We start from the raw sequence: 25,005 nt of genomic DNA on the forward strand, positions 1-25,005 counted from the left end.
GATCTCACTTGGCGGGCCACCCGCCGGTGAAGCGCGGTGTGCGCTTCTCGGCGAAGGCCGCATAGGCTTCCGCGGCATCGGTGCCCGCGAAATTGACTAGCTGGGCTCGGGATTCGTTGAGCAGTGCCTCGGGCAGGGTGCAGTCGGCACCCTGATTGAGCAGCATTTTGGTCTGCGCCAGCGCCCGCGGCGGGCCGGCAGCCAGCCGGTCGGCGAGATCGTCGACGAACCCGTCGATCTCACCGGCGCCGATCACCCACGTCACCAGGTTCAGCGCCTGGGCCTCGGTGGCGTCGATGGTCTCGGCCAGCAGCGCCAGCCGCTTGGCCTGCTGCAGGCCGACGATCTTGGGCAATAACCACGAGCCGGCCAGGTCGACCGACAGACCCCGCTTCGAGAAGATCTGGCAGAACGTCGATTCCGGGGTGGCGACCACCAGATCGCAGCCCAGCGCCAGATTCCAGCCCGCCCCGACCGCCACCCCGGTCACCTTGGCGATGGTCGGCACTGACAGCTCGTGCAGCGCCAGCGCGACATCGGTGAGCCGCTGCAGCTTGTGGACCGGGTGGGTGTCGTCACCGGTGCCGATGTCCGCACCCGAACAGAACGCGCCGCCCGCGCCGGTGATGATCAGCGCGCGCAGGTCGCGGTCGTCGGCGGCATCGCGCAGCGCATCACGCAGCGCCCGCCACAGCTGCGGGTTGATCGCGTTCTTGCGGGCGGGCCGGTTCAGGATGAGGGTCCGCACCCCGTCGCGATCGGTACGCAGCAGAACGTCGGTCTCGGGCGCCATCAGCTGCCAGCCTGCCCGATCGCCCCCTGGCCGCGCAGCTCGGCGATCTCGGTGTCGGTGAAACCCAGTTCGCCCAGCACCACCTCGGTGTGCTCGCCGAGCGCGGGCACCGACCCCATCGGCGGCTCGAACCCGGCGATCACCGGTGGCGGCAGCAACGACGGGATCGGCCCGGCCGGGGTGTCGATCGAGCGCCACCGGTCGCGCTCGACCAGCTGCGGGTGTGCCAGCACGTCGCCGGCGGTGTTGTAGCGCGCGTTGCCGATTCCGGCGGCATCGGCCGCGTCCTGGATCTTGGCCAGGTCGTGCCGGGCGCACCACTGGCCGATCGCCTCGTCCAGGATCGCCCGGTTCGCCACCCGGTCGGCGTTGCCGGTGAAACGCGGATCGTCGGCCAAGTCGTCGCGGCCCAGCAACTCGCGGGCCAGCCGCTGCCACTCCCGGTCGTTGGTGGTGCCCAGCACCACGGTGTGGCCGTCGGCGGTCGCATACGCGCCGTAGGGCGCCACGGCCGGCGAGCTCATGCCCAGCGGCTGCTGTTCGATGCCGGAGTGTCGCGCATAGGTGAGGTGATAGCCCATCATCTCGGCCATGGTGTCGAACAGGCTGACGGTCACCGACGGCGCCGGCTCATCGGTGCCCGCACCCTTGCGGCCGATCAGCAGCGCCATGATCGACAACGCCGAGTACAGGCCGCTGGTCACATCGGCCACCGGCGGGCCGGGCTTGGCCGGCTCCCCCGCCCGGCCGGTCACCGAACACACCCCGGACTCGGCCTGCACCAGCAGATCGTAGGCCCGCTTGTGCGACAGCGGTCCGCCACTGCCGTAGCCGTCGATCTCCACGGCGATCACGTTCGGGTGCCGGGCGGCCATGTCCTGCGCGGACAACCCCAGCCGCGCGGTGGCGCCCGGTGCGAGGTTGGAGACCAGCACGTCGGCGGTGTCCAGCAGTCGGTGCAGAACCTCGCGTCCCGCCTCGCTTTTGAGATCCAGCGTGACCGACTGTTTGCCGCGGTTGACCCAGACGAAGTGCGCCGCCTGGCCGTTGACCACGTCGTCGTAGTAGCGGGCGAAGTCGCCGCCGTCGGGGTTCTCCACCTTGATCACCCGCGCACCGAAGTCGGCCAGCGCGCGGGTGCACATCGGGGCGGACACCGCCTGCTCCAGGGCCACCACCGTGACACCGGCCAGCGGTGGGGTCATCAGTAGCTCCTCGGCATCCCGAGCACATGCGAGCCCAGGAAGTTCAGGATCATCTCCTGGCTGACCGGGGCGATCTTCATCAGCCGGGACTCCCGGAAGAACCGGGAGATGTGGTACTCCTCCGAATAGCCCATCCCGCCGTGGGTCTGCAAAGCGCGGTCCGCCGCCGCGAAACCGGCATCCGCGCACAGATACTTGGCCATGTTGGCTTCACGACCGCAGGACTTGCCGTTGTCATAGAGCCAGGTGGCCTTGCGCAGGATCAACTCGGCGGCGTCCAGGCGGGCCAGCGAGTCGGCGAGCGGGAACTGGATGCCCTGGTTCATGCCGATCGGCCGGTCGAACACCACGCGCTCGTTGGCGTAGCGGACCGCGCGGTCCAGCGCGACCCGGCCGATGCCGAGCGCCTCGGCGGCGATCAGCATGCGCTCCGGGTTGAGCCCGTGCAGGATGTAGGAGAAGCCCTTGCCCTCTTCGCCGATCCGGTGCGCGGCCGGGACTCGCAGGTCATCGATGAAGACCTCGTTGGAGGACACCGCATTTCGGCCCATCTTGGGGATCGGCCGGATGTCGACGTGGTCGCGGTCGATGTCGGTGAGGAACAGCGTGAGGCCCTCGGTCGGCTTGCCTCCTCGCTTCTCCACGTCGTCGCGGGACTCGGTGCGGGTCAGCAGCAGGATCTTCTCGGACTCGAGGGCCTTGGAGATCCACACCTTGCGGCCGTTGACCAGGTAATCGCTGCCGTCCCGCTTGGCGAACGTGGTGATACGCGATGTGTCGAGTCCCGCGGTCGGTTCGGTGACGCCGAAGCACACGTGCAGGTCGCCTTGGGCGATGCGGGGCAGGGTCTCGGCCTTCATCTCGTCGGAGCCGAACACCACCACCGGCTGCATCCCGAAGATCGACATGTGGATGGCGCTGGCGGCATTCATGCCACCGCCGGAACGCGCCACCTCCTCGGCCAGGATGGTGGCCTCGGTGATGCCCAGCCCGTGGCCGCCGTAGGCCTCGGGGATGGTCATGCCCAGCCAGCCGCCGCCGGCGATGGCGTCGTAGAACTCCTGCGGGAACTCGTGCGCCTGGTCCTTGGACATCCAGTAGTGGTCGTCGAACTTGGACGCCAGCTCGGCGACCGACTGCCGGATCAGCTGCTGGTCCTCGGTCAGCTCGAAGCTCATTCCTTCGGGCATGGTCTCCTCCAGCTCGTCGCTGCACTCAGGGATATGCGTTAGCCGAAAATGAGAATAGCATTCTCACTCATTGGGTTCCCTCGGCGTACCAGGTGCGGAACTCGGCGTAGTTGGGCATCTCCTCCGAGTTGGCCTTGGGGTCGATGCACACGTGGATCACCGCGGTACCGCCCGCAGCATAGGCCCGCTTGATCGCCGGTCCGATCTCCGCCTCGTCCTGTACGTATTCCCCGTGGCAGCCCATGCCTTCGGCGATCTTGTCGAACCGGACGTCCTTGCTCCAGTGCACCCCGGGCTGCGGCGAGGGTTGCTCGAAGGTCCGCTTGTACACCCCGACCTCCAGGCCCCACTGGTGGTCGACCCCGACCACGCAGACCAGCGGTAGCCCCAGCCGGGCCGCGGTCTCCAGTTCGGCGATGTGGAACAGGAACGCCGAGTCGCTGGTCAGCAGCATCACCGGGCGCTTGCCGCCTTCGGCGACCGAGGCGCCCACCGCGTACGGCAGCCCGGTGCCGAGGTGGCCGAAGTTCTGGTTCCACATCACGTCGTGCGGTTTGGACTGCGAATAGGTCCACTGGAAGATCACCGTGGCGCCGCCGTCGCGGACCATGATCCCGTCGGCCGGGAATGCCTTGGTGGCCTCGACCACGTAGCGCGCCGGATGCACCGGGGAACGACCCGCCGGTGCGGTCTCGGCCAGCTCGGCCAACTGCTCGGCGTCCTGGCGGATCCAGCGGTCCAGCTCGGCCGACGGGCTCCGCGGTGTGTCTTTGAGGGCGTCGACCAGCTGCGGGACGACGCCGCGCAGGTCGCCCACCAGGGGCACGTCGATCGGCCGGTTCACCCCGATCGCCAGCGGGTCCTGCTCGACGTAGATCCACTTGCGGTCGGCGTTCCGCTCCGCCCAGTGCCGGGTGGTGCCGTAGTGCACCGGCTCGCCCAGTTCGGTGCCCAGCGCCACACAGACATCCGAGGCCACCACCGCCTCGACCGCCGATTGGGAGAACCCGTAGGGGAAGGTGCGGTCTTCCAGACCGGGGATGAACGCGGTACCGCCGGAGGTCTGGATCACCGGGCATGCCAGCAGTTCGGCGAGCTCGCGCACCGCGTCCGCGCTGCGCGAGGTGTGTACCCCGTGACCCACCAGCAGAATCGGGCTGGCCGCGTTGCGGATGATCTCGGCGGCTTCGGCGACCTCGGCCGCCCCGGCCCGCTGGTTGACCAGCCGATAACGGTGCGGCTCCGGCGCACCGGCGACATCGAGCTCTTCGAGGATCACGTGTGACGGGTATTCGATGTAGGCCGGGCCGGGGGTGCCGGACATGGCCCGGCGGATCGCCTCGTGCACGATCTCATCGGTCTGGTCGGCGTACTCGATCGACGCGCTGTACTTCACCGAGGGCGCGAAAAGTTCTTCCTGGCGGACGAATTGGATACGCCCGCGCCGCACTCGCCGCTCGGTGATGCGGGCCCGCTGCCCACCCAGGAACACCACCGGGGAGTTCTCCACCTTGGCGCACATCATCGCCCCGGCGATGTTGGCCACGCCGGGCCCCAGGGTGCCGATGCACAGCCCGGGCGCCCCGGTCATCCGCGACGCCGCCTCGGCCATGAACCCGGCGCTCTCCTCGTGGTGCGGCGCCACCACCGACCAACCGCGCTGTTCGGCCTCGACGAACATGTGCACGAAGTTGGGGTCGGGGATACCGAACAGCGTGTTGACGCCCTCGGCCTCGAACAATTCCAAAATCCGGCGATATACGGGCACACCCACTTCTCGAAACTCCTTGCTTGACTTGTTAATACCGTTGAGCGAGATGTCGGCGGTGCGCTGCCGGTGACCCGAACAGCGACCGATTGAATACGGCGCGTTTCAGATAGACGTGGATGCCGCTCTCCCACGTGTAGCCGATCCCGCCGTGTAACTGCAGCGCCTTGCCGACGACCTCAACCGCGCCGCCGCAGGCATACGACTTGGCCATGGCCACGGCGGTGTCGGTGTCGGTGTCGGAGCCGTCGAAGCCGGTGGTGGCCACCGCGTCGACAGCCTCGCGCACCAGGGCGCGAGCCACCGAGACCGTCACCAGCATGTCCGCGCAGGCGTGTTTGACGGCCTGGAAGGAGCCGATGGGACGGCCGAACTGGTGGCGGGTCTGCGCATACGACACGGTGGCGGCCAGCATGGCCTCGGCCAAACCAAGGCTGTCGCAGGCCACCGCGACGGCCGCCCGGTTCTGCACCGACCGGGGATTGCCGGTGAACCGCAACGGCTCGGCCACCTGCACCCCCTCGGCGAGCACGGTGGCGACCCGGCGAGTCTGGTCGAGCACCGGCTGCGCTGAGACGGCGAGCATGTCGGTGTCCACGGCGACCTCGGCACCGGTGTGGTCGCTGGCCAGCACCAGCAGCCGATCGGCGCCGTCGGCGTCGGGAACGAAGTCGGCACGCCCGGACAGCCGCCCGTCGGCGGCCAGGGTGAAGTCACCCATCACCGTGGCGAGCCGTGCCGTGCCGGCGGTGACATCGGTCAGCAACCGGTCACGAACCGCACTGTGCTGCAGCGCGTTCAGCACTCCCACCGTCAGCACCGCGCTGCCCAGATAGTCGGTCGCCGCGGCGGCCCTTCCCAGTTCTTCGCAGACCACGGCGACCTCGGCGAACGTCGCACCGGCCCCGCCGAAGGCCTCGGGTACCTCCAGCCCCACCCAGCCGGCGTCGGCCATGGTCGGCCAGTCGGTGACACGGCCGCGGGACAGCACGTCGGCGGCGACGGCCCGAAGGTCGTCGTGCAGTTCGGCGAAATCGGTTGTGGTCACGGCAGGCTCGGTTCTCGCGGCAAACCCAGGCCGCGTTCGCCGATGATGGTGCGCTGAATCTCGCTGGAGCCGCCGGGGATGGTCCACTCCCAGGAGCCGATGAAATCCAGCACCCAGGATCCCGACTCCCAGCCGCTGGACAGCGGTTTGGCCAGCGCCGTGTGCGCGGCCAAACCGCCGATCTCGGCGCCGAAGTCGGTGAGCCGCTGCAACAGCTCGCTGTAGTAGAGCTTCACGATCGAGGCGTCGGCGGGCCCGGCCGTGCCGGCCTCGGCGTCTTCCACGAGTCGGCGGCACATCGCCCGCAGGCCGGTGATCTCGGTTTCCAGCTGCGCCAACCTGTCGGCCACCACCGGGTCGTCGGTCGGCGCGGCCTGCACCAGCCAGCGAAAGCCCGCGCAGCCCAGCCGCTCGGCCAGCTCAAGCATGGTCATGCCGCGTTCGGCCCCGAGCGTCGCCTGCGCCACCTGCCAGCCGGTGTTCTCGGCCCCGATCAGGTTGGCCGCCGGGATAGTCACGTCATCGAGGAAGATCTCGCAGAAATGCTCATCGCCGACGGCGTTGCGGATCGGCCGCACCTGCACCCCGGGGGTGGCCATGTCCAGCAGGAAGTACGAGATCCCTTTGCGCTTGGGGGCATCCGGGTCGGTGCGGGCCAGCAGCAGACACCATTGGGCGTGGCTCGCGCCGCTGGCCCACAGCTTCTGGCCATTGATCACATAGCTGTCACCCACCCGGCGCGCGGTGGTGCGCAGCGACGCCAGGTCCGAGCCGGCCTCGGGCTCGGAGAAGCCCTGCACCCAGATCTCGCCGTCGAGGATCCCCGGCAGGTGCCGGCGGCGCTGCTCCTCGGTGCCGGCGGCCAGCAGGGTGGCCGCCGCGTGGTGGATGCCGACGAAGGCCAGCACCAGCCGCGGCGCGTCGTGGGCGGCCAGCTCCTGATACAGCACGGCCTGTTCGGCCACCGACATGCCGCCGCCCCATTCGCGCGGCCAGTGCGGCACGGCGAACCCGGCACTGTGCAGCGTGGCGAACCAGCGGCGCTGGAAGTCGACGAACTCGGCCTCGCTGATCCCGGTCTGGGTGCGGCGCCAGTCCGCCGGGATGTTGTCGGCGCACCACTGGCGTACCTGGGCGCGGAAATCACCGGTGCCGGTCATCCTGCGTAGAGTCCCGTCAGCCCGGCGCGGCCGGCGCGCTCGACCAGCAGCCCGCGGGTCGCCGAGAGCCCCCACGGCAGCCGGCGCAGCGGTTGGCTGTAACGCGACAGCCAGGACAGGGCCGTCTCGTCGCAGAACCCGACGGCGCCGTGCAGTTGGTGGCAGACCCGGAATACCACGTCGGCGGCTTCCAGCGCCGCCGCGCGCAGCGCCAGCGCGTCGTCGACCGCTTCGGGGCGTGCGGTCGCGATGCTCCACAGCGCGTACTTGGCCAGCATGTCCAGCCCGGCGCGTTCCACCTCGGCATCGGTCAGCTGGAACTGCACGCCCTGGAACTTCGCCAGCGGCTGGCCGAACTGTTCACGCAGCCGCACATGGTCTTTCGTGAGGTCCAGCGCCCGGTCCAGCATCCCCAGCAATGTCCAGCATCCCAGCGCCAGCGCCAGTGCCACATCATCGGCGCCGGCGGTGTCGAGCGCGGTCAGCGTCAGCTCGGCAACCAGCCCCGGTCCGGCCGCCGGTTGCGCCACGGCCGTGCTGCGCACCCCGGCCAGCGTGACCGCGGCCCACCGTTTCGACAACCCGGCCACCGCCCCGGCGGGCGCGTGCTCGGCGACCACGATGAGGCCGTCCACATCGAGACCGGCGGGCGCCGAAAGACATTCGGCCACCGGGTAGGGCAGCGCCCAGTAGCCGGCGCTGCGGCACAGCGCGGCGGCGGCTTCGAGTTCGTCGGCGTCGGCACGGGGCTTGAGGTCGAATGCGCCGAGGCCACGCAGCACCGGGGCGACCAGCTCGTCGCGCACGGTCGGGTCGGCGTCGGCGCGCACCACCAGCTCGTCGCCACCGGCCGCGTCGAACGCCCGCAGTGCCGCCCGCCCGTATTCGTCGGCGTCCGCGCCGAGTTCGAGGATCATCGCGACCCCGCCAACAGCGCGCGGGAGAGCAGAATGCGCTGCATCTCGATGCTGCCCGACGAGACGGTGGCGGCCTGCGAATAGCGCCAGTGGTCGTCGACCTCGGCACGGAACCACTGCCCCCGCGGTCCCGCCGGGGCTTCGGCGGCGATCTCCATCAGGACCTCGGCGCTCTCCTGGTCCAGCCGGGTGACCGCGATCCGGTAGGCGGCCGCGTCCCCCGGCGCAATCCGCCCGCTGGCCTGCAGCGAGACCACCCGGTAGGCCATCAGCCGGGCGCGCCGGCAGTGCGTGAGCATCCGCACCCACCGCGCCGTCAATTCGGCGGGCAACGTCTCCCAGCGATCGCCGAGCGCGTCCGGCGCGGCGGCAAGCAGGCGTTCGCAGCGCGCGTAGCGGGCGATGCCCACCCGTTCGTAGGACATCACGTCGGCCACGATCGACCAGCCGGCGTCGACCTCGCCCAGCACGTCGGCGTCGGTCACCCGCAGGTCGTCGAAGAACACCTCGTTGAGATGGTGCGGGCCCATCATGGTGCGAATCGGCCGGACCTGGATCGCCGGGTTGTCCATCGGCACCAGGAACACCGTCAGGCCCTGCTGCTTCTTGGTCGCCACCCCTTCTTTGAGGTCTTCACCGAGGCGGGTGGTGCGGGCCAGCAGGAAACACCACTGCGCCATGGTCGCGTAGGAGGTCCAGATCTTCTGGCCGTTGATCAGCCAGCCGTCGCCATCGCGGCGGGCGTGGGTGCGCAGCGACGCAAGGTCGGAACCGGCCTCGGGCTCGGAGAATCCCTGGCACCAGATCACCTCGCCGGCGGCGATCGGCGGCAGGTGCCGGCGCTGCTGTTCGGGGGTGCCGTGCCGCATGATGATCGGCCCGACCCAGTTGACCCCCATGTACTGCGCCCCGCGCGGTTCGTGGTGGGCCCACATCTCCTCGCGGACCACGGTCTGCTCCCACACCGAGGCGTCCGCTCCGCCGAACTGCTGCGGCCAGGACAGGCACAGCAAGTCGCGCTCGGCGAGCACCCGGCAGAACCGTTGTGCGGCAGCCAGATCGGCCGGATCGTCGGTGAACGCGCCCGGGAAGTGCTCCGGCAGCTCGTGTTCGATCAGCTCGCGCAGCTGGCCTCGCAGCGCGCCGGCGCGGGGCCCCATGTCGAAGTCGAGGCTCATGCGCGCGCTCCGTCGAGCCCGAGTTCGGCGAGCACCGCCGCGGTGTGGGCTCCCAGCTCCGGCGCGGGGCCGGCGACCCGGCCGGGGGTGCGCGACAGCCAGGTGGGCACACCGGGAAAGCGCACCGGTCCGGCCGGGGTGTCGACGGTCTCGAACAGGCCGACCGCGTTGAGGTGCGGATCGTCGAAGAGGTCACCCGGGGCGTTCAGCGGGGCGGCCGGAATCTCCAACTCGTGCAACAGCTTCAGCCATTGCGCGGTGGTGCGTTCCGTCATGGTCTCGGCCAGCAGTCCATACACGGTGTCGATCTGCTGGGCGCGCTGCGCCAGGGTGGCGTACTGCTCGGAGGCCCAGGGCGGCTGCACGGCATCGATGAAGGCGTTCCAGTGCTTGTCGTTGTAGATCAGCGCGGCGATATGTCCGTCGCTGGTCTGATACGGGCGCCGGTTGGGCGCCACCGTGCGCGGGTAGACCGCCGGCCCCAGCGGCGGGTCGAACATCGCGCCGTTGGCGTGTTCGACGAGCATGAACGAGGCCATGGTCTCGAACATCGCGACCTCGACCTCCTGGCCCTGCCCGGTGCGCTCCCGGTGGAACAGCGCCATCATCGTGGCGTACAGCGCGGTCAGCCCGGCGATCTTGTCGGCCATGATGGTGCCCACGTAATCGGCCCGGCCGGTGAGTTGCTGTTGCACCGCGGGCAGTCCGCATTCGGCCTGGATGGTGTCGTCGTAGGCCGGACGGTCGCCCTCGGGGCCGCGGCGGGAGTAGCCGTAGCAGTTGGTGTAGACGATCGCGGGGTTGATCGCGGCCACCGCGCCGTAGTCCAGGCCCAGCTTGGTGATCGCCTTGGCGCGCATCGAATGGATGAACACGTCGGCGCCGGCGATCAGCGCGGTCATCGCCGCCTTGCCTTCGTCGGTGCGCAGGTCCAGCACGATGCCGCGTTTGCCGCGGTTGACGTTGACGAACACCCCGCTCATGTCCGGCGCGGGGCCCGCCGAGATGTAGCGGGTGGCATCGCCTTCGGGCGGCTCGACCTTGATGACGTCGGCGCCCATGTCGGCCATGATCTGCGTGCAGTAGGGGCCCATCACCATGGTCGTCAGGTCGACCACGCGGACACCGTGCAGCGGTCCGCTCGCCGGAGCGCCCCCAGCAACGTCCACCGTGATTTGTTCGGACAAAATACTCCGTTCTGCGTATTGCAGAACACTATTCCGCAGCGCTTATTCGCGCGTCAAGGCCCAGACGCGCATCACCGACGGCTATTGTCTGGACTAACTGCGCTTGGTAGCGTCCGAAGGTATGACGGCACCCTCCCCGCTTCTTCCGCGCGATGGGCGGACCGACCCGACGGTCGCACCCGGCTGGCGGTTGGAGCGGGTCACCGCCCCGAGCCGGCTGTTCGGCGCCAACGGCCTGCGGACCGGCCCCGACGGCCGGGTCTACGTCGCCCAGGTCACCGGAAGCCAGATCAGCGCGCTGGACGTGTCCACCGGCGAGCTGGCCGTCATCAGCGCACGCGGCGGGGACGTCGTGGCCCCCGACGACGTCGCCTTCGACTCCGCCGGCACGCTGTATGCCACCGAGGTGATGGACGCCCGGGTCAGTGCGCTCGACAACGGACGCGCCCGGGTCCTGCGCGACGATCTGCCGTGCGCCAACGGGATCACGGTGCATCAAGACCGGCTATTCGTCGGGGAGTGCCGCGACGGCGGCCGGCTGATGGAGCTGGACCGTGCCACCGGGGCGCAGCGCATCCTGGCCGAGAACCTGCCGTCGCCCAACGCCATGGCGGTGGGGCCCGACGGGCTGCTGTACTTCCCGGTGATGACCGCCAACGAGATCTGGCGCATCGACCCGTTGGCGACCGAGGCCCTGCCGCAGCGGGTTGCAGGCGATCTCGGTGTTCCCGACTCGGTGAAGTTCGACGCGGACGGATTCATCGTCTCGACCCAGGCGGCCACCGGCCAGGTGTTGCGGATCGACCCGCGCACCGGCGATCACACCGTGCTGGCACAGCTGAGTCCCGGCCTGGACAACTGCACATTCGTCGGCGAGCGGCTGTTCGTCTCCAACTTCAGCGGCGAGATCGCCGAGATCACCGGCGGTGCGGTGACCACGGTGCTGCCCGGCGGACTGAACTGGCCGCTGGACCTCACCGTCGACGCCACCGGCACGCTCTACGTCGCCGACGGCACCTACTTCTATGCGGTCGGCGACGACAACCGACTGCAGACGCTGGGCATGCTGTTCAGTCCCGGCTATCCCGGCTTCATCCGCGGCGTGACCGCGGTGGGCGCCGGCGAGTTCGTCGTCACCACCTCCGGTGGACAGGTCAGCCGCTACCTGCCGGCGCAATCGGCCGTCGAGGTGCTCGCCGACGGCTTCGACCAGCTCTACGGGGTCACCGCCGGACCCGCCGGGGTGGTGGTCACCGAGTTCGGCACCGGCCGGGTGCTGCGCGTCGGCGCCGGTGAAACCGAGGTGCTCGCCGCGGGACTGGCCGGCCCGGTGGGCATCGCCGCCACGGGCGATGGTTCCCACCTGGTCGCCGAATCCGGCGCCGGGCGGGTGGTGCGGGTCGGTGGGTCCGGCACCGAGACGGTCGTCGACGGCCTGGCCCGGCCGCAGGGCATTCTGCCGGCCGACGGCCGGCTCTACATCGTGGACGCGGGCAATCGCGAGGTGCTCGCCGTCGACCTGGCCACCGGGTCGCGGCACACCGTCGCAGCCGGCCTGCCGATCGGACCGCCGCCGGGCGTGGTGCCCAAACCGCTGCGGGGCATGCCGCCGTTCTCCGGTCCGCAGGGCCCGTTCGCCGGCATCGCACGCGACCGGGACGGCACGTTGTTCGTCGCGGCCGACGGGGAGGGCAGCGTGCTGGCACTGCACCCGGTCGACCCGTGACCGACCACCGCTACCTCAAGGTTGCGCGGGCCCTGCGCAAGGAGATCGCCGACGGGGTCTATCCGGTGGGTTCCCAGCTGCCCACCGAACACGAACTGTGCGAACGGTTCTCGGTCAGCCGTTACACCGTCCGCGAAGCGCTGCGACGGCTGCGGGAGGACAACCTGGTGGTATCCCGGCCCCGCGCGGGCACCGTGGTGATTCCCCGCGCGGCGACGAACTGCTATGCCCAGGACGTGGTGTCGATCGATGACCTGGTCGCCTTCGCGGCCGGCGCCTCCTTCGAGATCGACGCCAATGCCATGGTCACCGTCGACGACGAAATCGCCGCGCGCACCGGGCTGCCGGCGGGCACCGACTGGCTGGCGGTGCGCGGCTACCGGCGAGCCGACGGCCAGCGCGCGCCGATCTGCCGGACCGAGTACTACATCAACCGCGCGTTCGCGCGCGTCGGCCGATTGCTGCAGCGGCACAGCGGTCCGATCTTCCCGCTGATCGAGGACGTGTTCGGCGTCAGCGTCGTCGAGGTGCGCCAGCACATCCGCGCGGTGATCGTCACCGCCGAACTCGCCGGCGAACTGGCCGTCGAACCCGGAACCGCCGCACTGCAGATGCAGCGCAGCTACACCACCTCCGAGGGCGAGATCGCGCAGGTGACGGTGAACACCCACGCCGGCGACGACTACCGGTATTCGATGACGCTGCACCGGGTGATGGGACAGCCCGGCCCATGAGGCTGCACACGCTGGCCGACGCCCTGGCGCAGGAAACCGATCGGGCTCCCGACCGAGTTCTGCTCGTCGACGGCGAGACCCGGCTGACCTGCCGGGAGTTGCATTCCGCTGCCCACGCGCTGGCCGGCGCGATGTCGCAGAAGATGCCGGCGGGCAGCGTGGTGTCGTTCATGCTGCCGAACTGGCACGAGGCCGCCGTGGTCTACCTGGCCGCGGCACTGGCCGGGATGGTGGTCAACCCGATCCTGCCGTCGCTGCGGGATGCGGAGCTGACGTTTATCCTGTCGGATTCGGACAGCCGAATGTTGTTCGCCCCGCAGCGCTTCCGCGGTCACGACTACGCCGCCATGCTGACCCGGGTGACCGCTGCACTCGCCGAGCCGCCGGAGGTGGTGTTGGTGCGTGCATCCGGCCCGGCCGCCGGCACCGACTACCGTGCGCTGACCGACCACCCGCGCGCGGTGTCGCTGCCGCCGGTGGACCCGGACGCGGTGCTGTTGCTGCTGTACACCTCTGGTACCACCGGCCGAGCGAAAGGCGTGCTGCACAGCCATAACTCGATCAACGCGCTGATCGCTCAGCTCGGGCGGCACTGGCTGATGGAGCCCGGCGCCACGTTCCTGGTGCCGTCTCCGATCGCCCATATCGGCGGATCGATCTATGCGTTCGAGGCACCGCTGCTGCTGCGCACGACCGCGGTGCTGATGGACAGCTGGGATGCCGAGGCGGCGGTGGCGCTGATGCGGGCCGAACACTGCACCCATGTGGCCGGGGCGACGCCGTTTCTGGCCCAATTGCTGGCCGCCGCCCGTCGCGCCGGCACCCGGTTGCCCGACCTGAAGCTCTTCGTCTGCGGCGGGGCAGCCGTGCCGGCGTCGTTGATCCGCGAGGCGGCCGACTACTTCGACGGCGCCGCCGTCACCCGGGTGTACGGGTCCAGCGAGGTTCCGGTGACCACGGTCGGCGCGGTCGGCGCCCACGAGCGCGCCTACGCCGCGGACACCGACGGCCGAGCCGGGATCGCCGATATCAAGTTGGTCGCCCACCGCGGCGCCCCGGACGGCGAGGGCGAGATCTACGTCCGGGGGCCGCAGATGCTGGTGGGTTACCGGCGCAGCGAGGACGCGCGGGGCTGCTTCGACGCCGACGGCTACTTCGCCACCGGCGATCTGGGCCGCTGGGTCGACGACGAGTACCTGCTGGTCACCGGCCGACTCAAGGACGTCATCATCCGCAACGGGGAGAACATCTCCGCGCGAGAGGTGGAGGACATCCTGATCGGCCATCCCGGCATCGCCGAGATCGCCGTGGTGGGCGTGCCCGACGAGCGCACCGGGGAACGCGCCTGCGCCGTGATCGTCCCAGCCGGCGGCACCGCGCCCGACGTGGCCGAGTTGCGCGAACTGCTGACCGCGCAGGGTGTGGCGGTGTTCAAGGCGCCCGAACAGGTGGAGATCTGGGACGAGCTGCCCAAGAACGATGCCGGAAAGGTTGTCAAGCAGCGCATCCGGGCGGTGCTGGCCCGGTCGAAGGTAGGTGAGTGAGCATGCAGGTGGCGATCGTGACGGGTGCCAGCAGCGGAATCGGATTCGGCTGCGCCACAAAGCTTGCCGCGGACGGGCTGGCCGTGCTGGGGACCGGCCGCGACGCCGATCGGCTGGCCGGGCTCACCGCCGAGATCGGCGATCCGGATCGGGTCGCCACGCTGGCCGTCGACCTCACCGCGGCCGACGCGCCGCAGCAGATCGTCGATGCCGCGCTGGGCCGGTGGGGCCAGGTGGACTTTCTGATCAACAATGCCGGCGTCGGCAGCCCGAAACCACTGCACGACACCGACGACGACACCCTCGACCACTTCCTGAACCTGATGCTGCGAGCACCGTTCCGGCTGGCGCGTGAGGTGCTGCCGCACCTGCGGCCCGGGTCGGCGATCATCAACGTCACCTCCACCTTCGCGGTGGTCGGCGGCCTGCGCGGCGGGGCGTACTCCGCCGCCAAGGGCGGGATGACCGCGCTGACCACCCACATCGCCTGCCAGTACGGAGCCCAGGGCATCCGGTGCAACGCGGTGGCCCCCGGGGTCACCGTCACGCCGATGGTCGAACAACGCCTCGACGACCCGCGCTTCCGCAAGATCAACACCGAGATGACGCCGTATCCGCGACTGGGCCGGGTGGACGACATCGCCAACACCGTCGCCTTCTTGTGCTCGGAGGCCGGCGCGTTCATCAACGGCCAGACCATCGTGGTGGACGGCGGTTGGAGTTCGACCAAGTACCTCTCGGACTTCGGGCTCGACTCGCAGTGGGTGCAGCCGTGAACCTGTTCTCGCTGCTCGATCAGGCCGCGGCCCGATTCGGCGAGCGCGGCGCGGTGTATCACGGTGAGCGCCAACTGCACACCTGGCGCGAGCTGGCCGACCGCGTGCTGCGCTTGGCGGCATCACTGCGCGCAGCGGTTGCGCCCGGGGCACGGATCGTGATCGCCAGCGAGAACCGGCCCGAGATCATCGAGCTGATGTTCGCCACCTGGGCGGCCGACGGCGTCGTCGTCCCGCTCAACTACAAGCTGCACCCACGGGAGATGGCCCAGATCATCTCCGACGCCGGCGCTGATCTGATTTTCGCGTCCCCGACGCTCGCCGCCGGGCTGAGCGGTGCGGTACCCGTCCCGATCGAGATCATGGGCAGCGCAGCATATCTGGAGCGGTTCCAGATCGAACCGGCCGCGCCGCCGGATCCGGATCCCTCCCGGCCGGCGTGGCTGTTCTACACCAGCGGCACCACCGGGCGCTCGAAGGGGGCGATGCTGACCCACCGCAACCTGATGGCGATGACGGTGGCGCATCTGGCCGACCTCGACGATCCCGACGCCGATTGCAGCCTGATCCACGGCGCCCCGATGTCGCACGGCTCCGGGCTGTACATCGCGCCCTACGTGTTGCGCGGGGCGCGGCAGGTGGTGCCGGCCTCCGGCGCGTTCGACGCCGACGAATTCCTCGACCTGTGCGGGCATCATCCCGGCGCCACCGCGTTTCTGGCGCCCACCATGGTGGCGCGGCTGTTGGCCACCGGCCGCGGGCGCCCGCCCAACCTGCGCACCATCATCTACGGCGGCGGCCCGATGTATCTCGGGGACCTCAAGCGCGCACTGGCCGCGTTCGGGCCGGTGTTCGCCCAGCTCTACGGCCAGGGCGAGGCCCCGATGACGATCACCGGCCTGAGCCGTGCCGACCACGCCGGCGGCGACGACGCGATGCTGGGCTCGGTGGGCTATCCGCGCTCCGGAGTGCAGGTCTCGGTGCTGCGCGACGACGGCACCCCCGCGCCGGTCGGCGAGGTCGGCGAGATCGTCTGCCGCGGCGACGTGGTGATGGGCGGCTACTGGAAGGACCCGGAAGCCACCGCCGCGACCATCAGGGACGGCTGGTTGTTCACCGGCGACAAGGGCTGCTTCGACGAACGCGGGTTTCTCACGTTGCGGGACCGCTCCAAGGACGTGGTGATCAGCGGCGGCAGCAACATCTATCCCCGCGAAGTCGAAGAGGCGCTGCTGGACCACCCGGGGGTCGTCGAGGCCGGCGTGGTGGGTGCACCGGATGCCGAATGGGGCGAGGTCGTGGTCGCGTTCATCGTCGGCGATGCCTCAGCGGCCGAACTGGACGCCCATCTGCTGGAACGCATCGCCCGGTTCAAGCGCCCGAAACGCTACGAGTTCGTCGACGCGCTGCCCAAGAACAGCTACGGCAAGGTGCTCAAACGTGAGCTGCGGTCGTTGGCCTGCGCGACTACTTGACCTGTGACTTCATCTCGTCGAGGTTGACCAGCACCGGCCAGCCGCAGACCGAGAGCGCGTTGCCGTGGCCGGTCTCGTGGATGTCGAAGGCGGACTGGACCGCCGAGTAGAAGCCCTGCACATCCAGGGTCTGGTTGACCGCCCGCTTGGCCTGCCGCAGCGCGAAGGACGGCATGGTGGCGATGTGCTCGGCGAGCCGGCGGGTCTCGGCGTCGAGCTCATCGCGCGGCACCACCTTGTTGACCATCCCGGTCTGCTCGACTTCCTGGGCGGTCATCGCGCGGCCGGTGAACAGGATCTCCTTGGCTTTGCGCGGGCCCAGTTCCCAGGTATGCCCGTGGTACTCGACGCCGCCGATGCCCATCAACACCACCGGGTCGGAGAACTGGGCGTCATCGGCGGCGATGATCAGGTCGCACGGCCAGCACAACATCAACCCACCGGAGATGCACCGGCCCTGCACCGCGGCGATCGACGGCTTGGGCACGTTGCGCCACCGCAGCGTGTACTCCAGGTACCGCTTGCACTCGTGTTTGTAGATGAACTCCAGGGTGATCTTGTCCGGCACCGGGCCGCCGCCCTTGAGGTCGTGGCCGGCCGAGAAGTGTTTGCCGTTGGCCCGCAGCACGATGACGGCGACATCGTCGTCGTCGGCGGCGCGCGTCCAGGCCGCGTCGAGCTCGTCGAGCAGCTCGGGATTCTGGGCGTTGGCGGCCTCGGGCCGGTTCAGCGTGATCGTCGCGATCCGGTCGGCGACCTCGTAATCGATGTACATGGGTGTCCTTCAGTTGCGGGATCGGCAATCGATGAGAAGCCGCTTCTCATTCTGGGAAAGTTACCATCTTCGCCGCCGGGACGGCACCGCCGCGATCGGCCACGCCGACATGACCGCATTCTCCGGTAAGGTGCATTCGTGTTCTCCCAAAAAGGCAACGGTCGGAGCCGCTGGTGAGCAACCCCGAAGAGGAGCCCGTCTGGAAGCAGCGGGCGGTTGAGCGATCGATCAAGACCGCACGGCTGCGCGCCGCCCAGCGCGTTCAGCGATTTCTGGACGCCGCCCAGGCCATCATCATCGAGAAGGGCAGCACGGACTTCACCGTCCAGGAGGTCGTGGAGCGCTCACGGCAGTCGCTGCGCAGCTTCTACCTGCAGTTCAACGGCAAGCACGAGTTGCTGCTGGCGCTGTTCGAGGACGCCCTGAGCCGGACCGCCGACCAGATCCGCGCCGCCACCGAGGACCAGACCAAGCCACTGCAGCGGTTGAAGGTCGCCGTCGAGTTGCTCTTCGAGCTGTCCCGGCCGGACCCGTCGGCCAAGCGCCCGCTGTTCACCGATTTCGCACCGCGGCTGCTGGTTTCGCATCCCACCGAGGTCCGGGTCGCTTTCACCCCGCTGCTGAGTCTGCTCACCGAGTTGATGGAGGCCGCCGAGCAGGCCGGCGAGTTGCGCAACGGCGTCAACGCGCGGCGCATGGCGGCGATGACCATGCAGACCGTGATGTTTGTGGCGCAGTCCAGCGGCGAATCCGACGACCCGGCGATCCATCCCATCACCGCCGATGAGGTGTGGGACTTCTGCGCCCACGGCCTGGCCAACTGACCGGACTTTCCTGCGCGAGCGGGCGTGTTTCCGGTCGACACGCCGCCGAAATTCCCGGGTTTGCGCACGCTCGCACCCCGGCACCACTGCCAGCGCGACGCCCGGAGCCGGCATCGGCTTCCCTCTCAGATGGTCATATGCTCTAATTGAGAATGTGATTTCCACATTGTGCCGTCCCCCGGCGAGTGCCGCCCATGCGTAAAGTCCTGGCTCCCGAGGTCACCAACTGGCCCGACGAGAACCTCGCCCTGGTCGGCAGTCAATGCGACGACTGCGAGGCGACGGTGTGGCCGCGGCAGGATCACTGCCCGCGCTGCAGCGGCCCGCGGATGCAGGATCTGCTGCTGCCCCGCCAGGGCACGCTAGAAGCCTGGACCACCCAGGGCTTCGTGCCGAAGCTGCCCTACGCCGGCGGCGAGACCGCCGAGAGCTTCACCCCCTTCGGCATCGGATTGATCCGGCTCGGCGACGTGATCCAGGTCGAGGCCCGCCTGACCGAATCGGATCCCGCCAAGCTGAAATTCGGGATGGACGTCGAACTGACCATGGTGCCGTTCTATGTCGACGACGACGGAACCGAGATTCTCACCTGGGCCTTCCAGCCCGTCTAAGGAGACCTGCGACATGACGGTAACCAACAACGATGTGGCGATCATCGGCGTCGGCCTGCACCCGTTCGGCCGGTTCGACAAGTCCGCGATGCAGATGGGCGCCGAGGCGATCCACACCGCGCTGGCCGACGCCGGTGTCGAGTGGAAGGACATCCAGTTCGGGGTCGGCGGCAGCTACGAGATCTCCAACCCCGACGCGGTGACCCGACTGGTCGGGCTCACCGGCATCCCGTTCACCAACGTGTTCAACGCCTGCGCGACGGCGGCGACGGCCACCCAGGTCTGCGCCGACAACATCGCATCCGGCAAGTACGACATCGGCATCGCGATCGGCATGGACAAGCACCCTCGCGGGGCGTTCACCGATGACCCGGCCAAGCTGGCGCTGCCGGCCTGGTACGCCGAGAACGGGCAGTTCGTCACCACCAAGTTCTTCGGCATGAAGGCCAACCGCTACCTGCACAAGCACAACATCTCGCAGCAGACGCTGGCCAAAGTCGCCGCCAAGAACTTCCGCAACGGCGCGCTGAACCCGAATGCCTTCCGGCGCAAACCGATACCTGAGGACGCCATCCTCAACTCGGCGGTGCTGAACTACCCGCTGACGCAGTACATGTTCTGCGCGCCGGACGAGGGCGCCGCCGCGGTGGTGATGTGCCGTGCCGACATCGCCCACCGCTACACCGACAAGCCGGTGTATCTGAAGGCCACCGAGATCCGCACCCGCACCTACGGCGCCTACGAGGTGCACGGCACGTCGGCTCCGATCGAAGAGGACGTCGCGCCGACGGTGTATGCGGCCCGCGCCGCGTTCGAAAAGGCCGGTGTGGCACCCGAAGACGTCGATGTGATCCAGCTGCAGGACACCGACGCCGGCGCCGAGGTCATCCACATGGCCGAATGCGGTTTCTGCGCCGACGGCGACCAGGAGAAGCTACTCGCCGACGGCGCCACCGAGATCTCCGGGTCGCTTCCGGTCAACACCGACGGCGGCCTGATCGCCAACGGCGAGCCGATCGGGGCGTCCGGGCTTCGCCAGCTGCACGAGCTGGTGTTGCAGCTGCGCGGCCGGGCCGGTGACCGTCAGGTGCCGGGCGAGCCGAAGGTGGGCTTCGCGCAGGTCTACGGTGCGCCCGGGACGGCGTCGGCGACCATCGTCACGGTCTGAGCGCTCACGGCGCGACGGCCGGTTACAGCGCCGGCGGCGGCCGGTAGTCGGGTTCGTACCCCGCGACGCGAATCGGGCTGCCCACCAACCGAAAATCGCCGGCGGTGACGATGGCGTGGTGATATTCCTTGAGCGCTTCGGGCATGGTCCGAACGGCGGCCGCGGGGATCCCCAGCGGACGCAGGCGGCGCTCCCAGCCGGCCGCGGTGTCAGCCGCCAGCGCGGCGGTGACCACGGCCAGCACTTCCGCACGGCGGGCTGCGCGCTCCTCCATGGTCGCAAAGCCGTCGATACCCGCTTCGGTGGCAAAGCTCTTCCAGAATCCGTCATGGGTGACGAACAGCGCCAGATAGCCCGCTGCCGTCGGAAATAGCTGGGCCGGCACGTAATAGGAGTGTGCGCCGTGCGGATGCCGCTGCGGCTCGACGCCCTCGTTGAGGTAGGCCGACGCCCGGTAGTTCAGCTGGGACAACATCACGTCCAGCAGCGACACTTCGACCTGGCCGCCGCGGCCGCTGACGATCTGGGCCAGCAGACCCAGGGCGGCCGCCAGGCCGGTGGAGTTGTCCGCCGATGAGTAGCCCGGCAGCGTCGGCGGGCCGTTCGGGTCGCCGGTCATCGCGGCGATCCCGGTGGCCGCCTGGATCACGTAGTCGAACGCCGGCTCGTCGCCGCCGTCCAGCCCGAATCCGGTCAGCGCGACGCACACGATCTTCTCGTTGTGCCGCCGCAGCGCATCGTAAGTGAGTCCCAGCCGGCGGATCACCGACGGCTTCATATTCACCAGCAGCGCATGGGATTCCGCGACCAGCTCGGCCAGCCGCGCCTGCCCGGCGTCGGTGGTCAGATCCAGCCGGACGCTGCGCTTGTTGCGGTTGAGGCTGGCGAAGTAGCTCGGGCCGACCTGGCGGGAGATCTCCCCGCTCGGCGGTTCGATCTTGATGACCTCGGCCCCGAGATCGGCCAGCAGCATCGTCGCGTACGGACCGGCCAGCATCACTCCCACTTCGAGGATGCGGATCCCCGACAGCGGTCCGGTCACGAAATCTCCTTGGCCAGCTCGGCGATCACCTCGCGGGTGCGGTACTTGGAGGCGATCAGCTCATCGCGGTTGTCGCCGATCGGCAGCAGCCGCACCGACAGGTCGGTCACCCCGGCGTCGGCGAACTGCTTGAACCGCTTCAGGATCGACTCCTCGTCGCCGGCCGCGCACAGGTCGCCGACATCGCGGGCCGAGCCGCGGTCGAGCAGGCGCTGATAGTTCGGCGAGGTCTCGGCCTCCGCCAGGATCCGGTTGGCGCGCTCTTTGGCGGTCTCGATCTCGGAATTGGCGCACAGCGTGACCGGGATGCCGGCGACGATACGCGGTGCGAGTCTGCCCGCTTCCGCGGCGGCCTTGTTGATCTTCGGCGCGATGTGCTCGGCGATCGCCTTCTCGTCGGCCATCCACAGCGACGTGCCGTCGGCGTGCTCGCCGGCGATCTGCAACATCACCGGACCGAGCGCGGCCACCAGCACCGGCATCTTGGTCTCGGCGCCCAGTGCGGTCGGATTGTGCACGGTGAAGTGGTCGTTCTCGACGTCCACCGGTCCCGGGCCGGCCAGCGCGGCGTTGAGCACCTGCAGGTAGTCGCGGGTGTAGGCGGCCGGCTTGTCATACGGCAGGCCGAGCATGTCCCGGATGATCCAGTGGTGCGACGGCCCGACGCCCAGGGCCAGCCGGCCACCGGAGACCGCGTGCACCGAAAGCGCCTGGCGCGCCAACGCAATCGGGTGCTGAGCCTGCAACGGCACCACGGCGGTGCCGAGTTCGATCCGGGTGCTGTGGCAGGCCATCAGCGTCACCATGGTCAGCAGATCGAAATCGTCGGGCACCTGCGGCATCCACGCGGTGGACAGCCCCGCCGAGTCGGCCCATTCGATATCGGAGATCAGTTTTTTGACCTTGCGCGCCATGTCGCCGCGCTCGGCGCCGATCATCACCCCAAGTCGCATGTCAGGAGGCCTCCACGTGGCCGATGACCCGGCGAACACCGGTCACCAGGTCGTCCAATGATGTTCCGGTGGGAAAGACCGCCGCCGCCCCCAGCGACAACAGCTTGTCCACGTCGGACTGCGGGATGGTGCCGCCGACCACCACCGCGATGTCACCGCCGTCGGCGGCCCGCAGCGCCTCGACGATGCGGGCGGTCAGCGCAACGTGCGCGCCGGACAGAATGCTCAAGCCCACCACCGCGACGTCCTCCTGCAGCGCGGTCGAGACGATGTCCTCGACACGCTGCCGGATGCCGGTGTAGATGACCTCGAAGCCGGCGTCGCGCAGCGTCCGCGCGACGATCTTGGCGCCGCGGTCGTGGCCGTCGAGGCCGGGCTTGGCGACCAGAACCCGCTGGGGCACAGCCGAAGGGAGCGCAGAAGTCATCAGTACACCACCGGTTGCTGGAACTCGCCCCAGACCGCCTTGAGCGCCGAGACCATCTCACCCACCGTGCAGTAGGCGTTGGCGCAATCGATCAGGGAATGCATCAGGTTGTCATCGCCTTCCGCGGCGCGCGACAGCGCTGCCAGCTTGGCGGCGACGTCGCCGGCGTCCCGCTCGGCTTTGACCCGGGCCAGTCGCTTGAGTTGGACGTCGCGGCCCTCGGCGTCGAGCTCGTAGGTGGCGATCTCCGGTGGCGGCTCGTCGGAGGTGAACTTGTTGACGCCGACGACCGGCCGCTCCCCCGACTCGATCTCGTGATGGATCTTGAACGCCTCGTCGGCGATCAGCCCCTGCAGATAGCCGTCCTCGATGGCGCGCACCATCCCGCCGTGGCGCTCCAGGTCGTCCATGATCTCGATGATGCGCTCCTCGGTGGCGTCGGTGAGCGCTTCGACGAAGTAGGAGCCGCCGAGCGGATCGGCCACCCGGGTCACGCCCGTCTCGTAGGCCAGGATCTGCTGGGTGCGCAGGGCCAGCGTGGCGGACTCCTCGCTGGGCAGCGCGAACGGCTCGTCCCAGGCCGCGGTGAACATCGACTGCACTCCGCCCAGCACCGCCGCCATCGACTCATACGCCACCCGCACCAGGTTGTTCTGGGCCTGCGGGGCGAACAGCGATGCCCCGCCGGCGACACAGCCGAACCGGAACATCGACGCCTTGTCGGTGCCGGCGCCGTAGCGCTCGCGGACGATGGTGGCCCAGCGGCGCCGTCCCGCCCGGTATTTGGCGACCTCCTCGAAGAAGTCGCCGTGGGTGTAGAAGAAGAACGACACCTGCGGGGCGAACTGGTCGATGGTCATCCGACCGCGCTCCACCACGGTGTCGCAGTAGGTGACGCCGTCGGCCAGTGTGAACGCCATCTCCTGGACGGCGTTGGCGCCGGCGTCGCGGAAGTGCGCACCGGCCACCGAGATCGCGTTGAAGCGGGGCACCTCGGCGGCGCAGAACTCGATGGTGTCGGCGATCAGCCGCAGCGACGGCTCCGGTGGCCAGATCCAGGTGCCGCGGGAGGCGTACTCCTTGAGGATGTCGTTCTGGATGGTGCCGGTGAGCTTGGCCCGCGGGACGCCCTTGCGCTCGGCGGCGGCCACGTAGAACGCGAGCAGGATGGCGGCGGTCCCGTTGATGGTGAAGCTGGTGCTGATCTTGTCCAACGGGATCGAGTCGAACAGGATCTCGGCGTCGGCGAGGGTGTCGACGGCCACGCCGACGCGGCCGACCTCCTCGCCGACCTCGGGGTCATCGGAGTCATACCCGCACTGGGTGGGCAGGTCCAACGCGACGGACAGCCCGGTGCCGCCTTGGTCGAGCAGGTAGCGGTAGCGCCGGTTGGACTCCTCGGCGGTGCCGAAACCCGAGTATTGCCGGAAGGTCCACAGCCGGCCGCGGTAGCCGGACTCGAAGTTGCCCCGGGTGAACGGGTAGGTCCCCGGTGCGGCCGGTTCGACGCGACGGTCGTCCGGCCCGTACACCGGTTTCAGCGGGATTCCCGAGGAGGTTTGCACTGGGTCGTTCATCATTGGATACGGTACTTGCAAAAAATGAGAATGCCAATACCACTAGTTGTGACGTGCGTCGATGCCGCCGGACTAGCCCGCCAGATTGAAATTGCCGCTGGCGCCGTAGACCGACAGCGACACCAGCAGCGTCACCGACACGACGACGACCAGTGACGTCCGCACCGCGTTGCCCACCGCGACACCGACGCCGGCCGGGCCGCCCGCGGCAAAATAGCCGAAATAGGTGTGGATCAACAAGATGGTGACCGCCATCAGGAAGGCCTGCAGGAACGACCACAGCAGGTCGATGGGGTTCAGGAAGGTCCGGAAGTAGTGGTCGTAGAGGCCGGCCGACTGCCCGAACAGAAAGACCGTGGTGAAGCGGCTGGCAATGAACGACAGGATCACCGCGATGGAGTACAGCGGTGTGATGGCGACCAGACCGGCAACGATGCGGGTGCTGACCAGGTAGGCGATCGGGCGGATCGCCATCGCCTCCAGCGCGTCGATCTCCTCGTTGATGCGCATCGCGCCCAACTGCGCCGTCACCCCGGCGCCGAAGGTGGCCGCCAGCCCGATGCCGGCGACCACCGGAGCCGAGATGCGGACGTTGATGAACGCCGCCAGGAACCCGGTCAGTGCCTCGATGCCGATGTTGCCCAGCGAGCTGTAGCCCTGCACCGCCAGGGTGCCGCCGGCCGCCAGGGTCAAGAACCCGACGATCACCACCGTGCCGCCGATCATCGCCAGCGTCCCGGTGCCCATGCTGATCTCGGCGATCAGCCGGATGACCTCCCGGCGGTAATGGGTGAACGCGAACGGCGCCGTGGTGATCGCCCTGCCGTAGAACAGCGTGTGGTCACCGAGCCGGCCCAGTGCGGCGATGGGTCGGCGGACCTGCCGGGTCACCCCCGGATAGACCGCCTGCAGAGCCCGTAGCGCCAT

General features: G+C 69.1%; 23 protein-coding genes. 8 read left to right on the forward strand and 15 right to left on the reverse strand.

Annotated elements, in window-relative coordinates:
• Positions 1-4 precede the first annotated feature (4 nt).
• The 9 genes from ACAG20_RS13235 to ACAG20_RS13275 form a co-directional block, all read right to left on the reverse strand.
• Positions 5-793: an enoyl-CoA hydratase/isomerase family protein gene (locus ACAG20_RS13235; RefSeq protein ID WP_370492836.1), complete on the reverse strand. Its 789-nt coding sequence runs from the start codon at positions 791-793 to the stop codon at positions 5-7.
• Entirely contained in the window at positions 793-1,998 is a 1,206-nt protein-coding gene (locus ACAG20_RS13240; protein ID WP_370492837.1) for a CaiB/BaiF CoA transferase family protein, read from the reverse strand. Before ACAG20_RS13240 ends, ACAG20_RS13235 begins: the two co-directional genes overlap by 1 nt.
• On the reverse strand, positions 1,998-3,188 hold the full coding sequence (locus tag ACAG20_RS13245; protein WP_370492838.1) for an acyl-CoA dehydrogenase family protein: 1,191 nt from the start codon (positions 3,186-3,188) through the stop codon (positions 1,998-2,000). Before ACAG20_RS13245 ends, ACAG20_RS13240 begins: the two co-directional genes overlap by 1 nt.
• A gap of 67 nt (positions 3,189-3,255) precedes the next feature.
• Entirely contained in the window at positions 3,256-4,962 is a 1,707-nt protein-coding gene (locus ACAG20_RS13250; protein WP_370492839.1) for a thiamine pyrophosphate-binding protein, read from the reverse strand.
• A 25-nt stretch (positions 4,963-4,987) separates the two neighbouring features.
• Positions 4,988-6,004 carry an acyl-CoA dehydrogenase family protein gene (locus tag ACAG20_RS13255; RefSeq protein WP_370492840.1) on the reverse strand — a complete coding sequence of 339 codons (1,017 nt, stop codon included), beginning with the start codon at positions 6,002-6,004 and terminating at the stop codon, positions 4,988-4,990.
• Complete coding sequence (locus tag ACAG20_RS13260; protein ID WP_370492841.1) at positions 6,001-7,164, reverse strand: acyl-CoA dehydrogenase family protein; 1,164 nt, start codon at positions 7,162-7,164, stop codon at positions 6,001-6,003. Before ACAG20_RS13260 ends, ACAG20_RS13255 begins: the two co-directional genes overlap by 4 nt.
• The gene (locus ACAG20_RS13265) at positions 7,161-8,081 is read right to left on the reverse strand and encodes an acyl-CoA dehydrogenase family protein (protein WP_370492842.1); all 921 of its coding nucleotides are present in this window, start codon (positions 8,079-8,081) and stop codon (positions 7,161-7,163) included. Before ACAG20_RS13265 ends, ACAG20_RS13260 begins: the two co-directional genes overlap by 4 nt.
• Positions 8,078-9,259 carry an acyl-CoA dehydrogenase family protein gene (locus ACAG20_RS13270; protein WP_370492843.1) on the reverse strand — a complete coding sequence of 394 codons (1,182 nt, stop codon included), beginning with the start codon at positions 9,257-9,259 and terminating at the stop codon, positions 8,078-8,080. The genes ACAG20_RS13265 and ACAG20_RS13270 overlap by 4 nt, the downstream gene beginning before the upstream one ends.
• Positions 9,256-10,392, reverse strand: a complete 1,137-nt coding sequence (locus tag ACAG20_RS13275) for a CaiB/BaiF CoA transferase family protein (RefSeq protein WP_370492963.1) — start codon at positions 10,390-10,392, stop codon at positions 9,256-9,258. The genes ACAG20_RS13270 and ACAG20_RS13275 overlap by 4 nt, the downstream gene beginning before the upstream one ends.
• Before the next feature lie 175 nt (positions 10,393-10,567).
• Between ACAG20_RS13275 and ACAG20_RS13280 the strand changes: the two genes are divergently transcribed.
• The 5 genes from ACAG20_RS13280 to ACAG20_RS13300 are packed head-to-tail and all read left to right on the forward strand — an operon-like array spanning position 10,568 to position 16,701.
• Positions 10,568-12,172: an SMP-30/gluconolactonase/LRE family protein gene (locus ACAG20_RS13280; RefSeq protein WP_370492844.1), complete on the forward strand. Its 1,605-nt coding sequence runs from the start codon at positions 10,568-10,570 to the stop codon at positions 12,170-12,172.
• Positions 12,169-12,906: a GntR family transcriptional regulator gene (locus tag ACAG20_RS13285; RefSeq protein ID WP_370492845.1), complete on the forward strand. Its 738-nt coding sequence runs from the start codon at positions 12,169-12,171 to the stop codon at positions 12,904-12,906. Before ACAG20_RS13280 ends, ACAG20_RS13285 begins: the two co-directional genes overlap by 4 nt.
• Complete coding sequence (locus ACAG20_RS13290) at positions 12,903-14,450, forward strand: AMP-binding protein (RefSeq protein WP_370492846.1); 1,548 nt, start codon at positions 12,903-12,905, stop codon at positions 14,448-14,450. Before ACAG20_RS13285 ends, ACAG20_RS13290 begins: the two co-directional genes overlap by 4 nt.
• Before the next feature lie 2 nt (positions 14,451-14,452).
• Positions 14,453-15,226: an SDR family NAD(P)-dependent oxidoreductase gene (locus ACAG20_RS13295; protein ID WP_370492964.1), complete on the forward strand. Its 774-nt coding sequence runs from the start codon at positions 14,453-14,455 to the stop codon at positions 15,224-15,226.
• Positions 15,223-16,701 (forward strand): AMP-binding protein, encoded by a 1,479-nt coding sequence (locus ACAG20_RS13300; protein ID WP_370492847.1) that lies wholly within the window; start codon positions 15,223-15,225, stop codon positions 16,699-16,701. The genes ACAG20_RS13295 and ACAG20_RS13300 overlap by 4 nt, the downstream gene beginning before the upstream one ends.
• Here the strand turns inward: ACAG20_RS13300 and ACAG20_RS13305 are convergent.
• Positions 16,694-17,476: an enoyl-CoA hydratase gene (locus ACAG20_RS13305; RefSeq protein ID WP_013827663.1), complete on the reverse strand. Its 783-nt coding sequence runs from the start codon at positions 17,474-17,476 to the stop codon at positions 16,694-16,696. The genes ACAG20_RS13300 and ACAG20_RS13305 overlap by 8 nt on opposite strands.
• Positions 17,477-17,649: 173 nt before the next feature.
• Here ACAG20_RS13305 and ACAG20_RS13310 point away from each other — a divergent pair, with 173 nt between their 5' ends.
• From ACAG20_RS13310 to ACAG20_RS13320, 3 genes are all read left to right on the forward strand, one after another.
• Positions 17,650-18,300 (forward strand): TetR/AcrR family transcriptional regulator, encoded by a 651-nt coding sequence (locus tag ACAG20_RS13310; RefSeq protein WP_370492848.1) that lies wholly within the window; start codon positions 17,650-17,652, stop codon positions 18,298-18,300.
• 194 nt (positions 18,301-18,494) lie between these two features.
• On the forward strand, positions 18,495-18,911 hold the full coding sequence (locus tag ACAG20_RS13315; protein WP_112684324.1) for a Zn-ribbon domain-containing OB-fold protein: 417 nt from the start codon (positions 18,495-18,497) through the stop codon (positions 18,909-18,911).
• Between the two features lie 13 nt (positions 18,912-18,924).
• The gene (locus ACAG20_RS13320; protein WP_370492849.1) at positions 18,925-20,079 is read left to right on the forward strand and encodes a thiolase family protein; all 1,155 of its coding nucleotides are present in this window, start codon (positions 18,925-18,927) and stop codon (positions 20,077-20,079) included.
• A gap of 22 nt (positions 20,080-20,101) precedes the next feature.
• On the opposite strand, the gene ACAG20_RS13325 is transcribed toward ACAG20_RS13320, so the two are convergent.
• From ACAG20_RS13325 to ACAG20_RS13345, 5 genes are all read right to left on the reverse strand, one after another.
• Positions 20,102-21,121, reverse strand: a complete 1,020-nt coding sequence (locus tag ACAG20_RS13325) for a CaiB/BaiF CoA transferase family protein (protein WP_370492850.1) — start codon at positions 21,119-21,121, stop codon at positions 20,102-20,104.
• A complete protein-coding gene (locus tag ACAG20_RS13330; RefSeq protein WP_370492851.1) occupies positions 21,118-22,074 on the reverse strand; it encodes an LLM class F420-dependent oxidoreductase in 957 nt (318 codons plus the stop codon). Before ACAG20_RS13330 ends, ACAG20_RS13325 begins: the two co-directional genes overlap by 4 nt.
• 1 nt (position 22,075) lies before the next feature.
• Positions 22,076-22,477 carry a cobalamin B12-binding domain-containing protein gene (locus ACAG20_RS13335; protein ID WP_112684320.1) on the reverse strand — a complete coding sequence of 134 codons (402 nt, stop codon included), beginning with the start codon at positions 22,475-22,477 and terminating at the stop codon, positions 22,076-22,078.
• Positions 22,478-22,500: 23 nt separating this feature from the next.
• Positions 22,501-24,078 (reverse strand): methylmalonyl-CoA mutase family protein, encoded by a 1,578-nt coding sequence (locus ACAG20_RS13340; protein WP_370492852.1) that lies wholly within the window; start codon positions 24,076-24,078, stop codon positions 22,501-22,503.
• A 72-nt stretch (positions 24,079-24,150) separates the two neighbouring features.
• On the reverse strand, positions 24,151-25,005 hold the full coding sequence (locus ACAG20_RS13345) for an ABC transporter permease (RefSeq protein ID WP_112684319.1): 855 nt from the start codon (positions 25,003-25,005) through the stop codon (positions 24,151-24,153).

Source organism: Mycobacterium sp. pW045 (assembly GCF_041287085.1).
Classification (GTDB): domain Bacteria; phylum Actinomycetota; class Actinomycetes; order Mycobacteriales; family Mycobacteriaceae; genus Mycobacterium; species Mycobacterium algericum_A.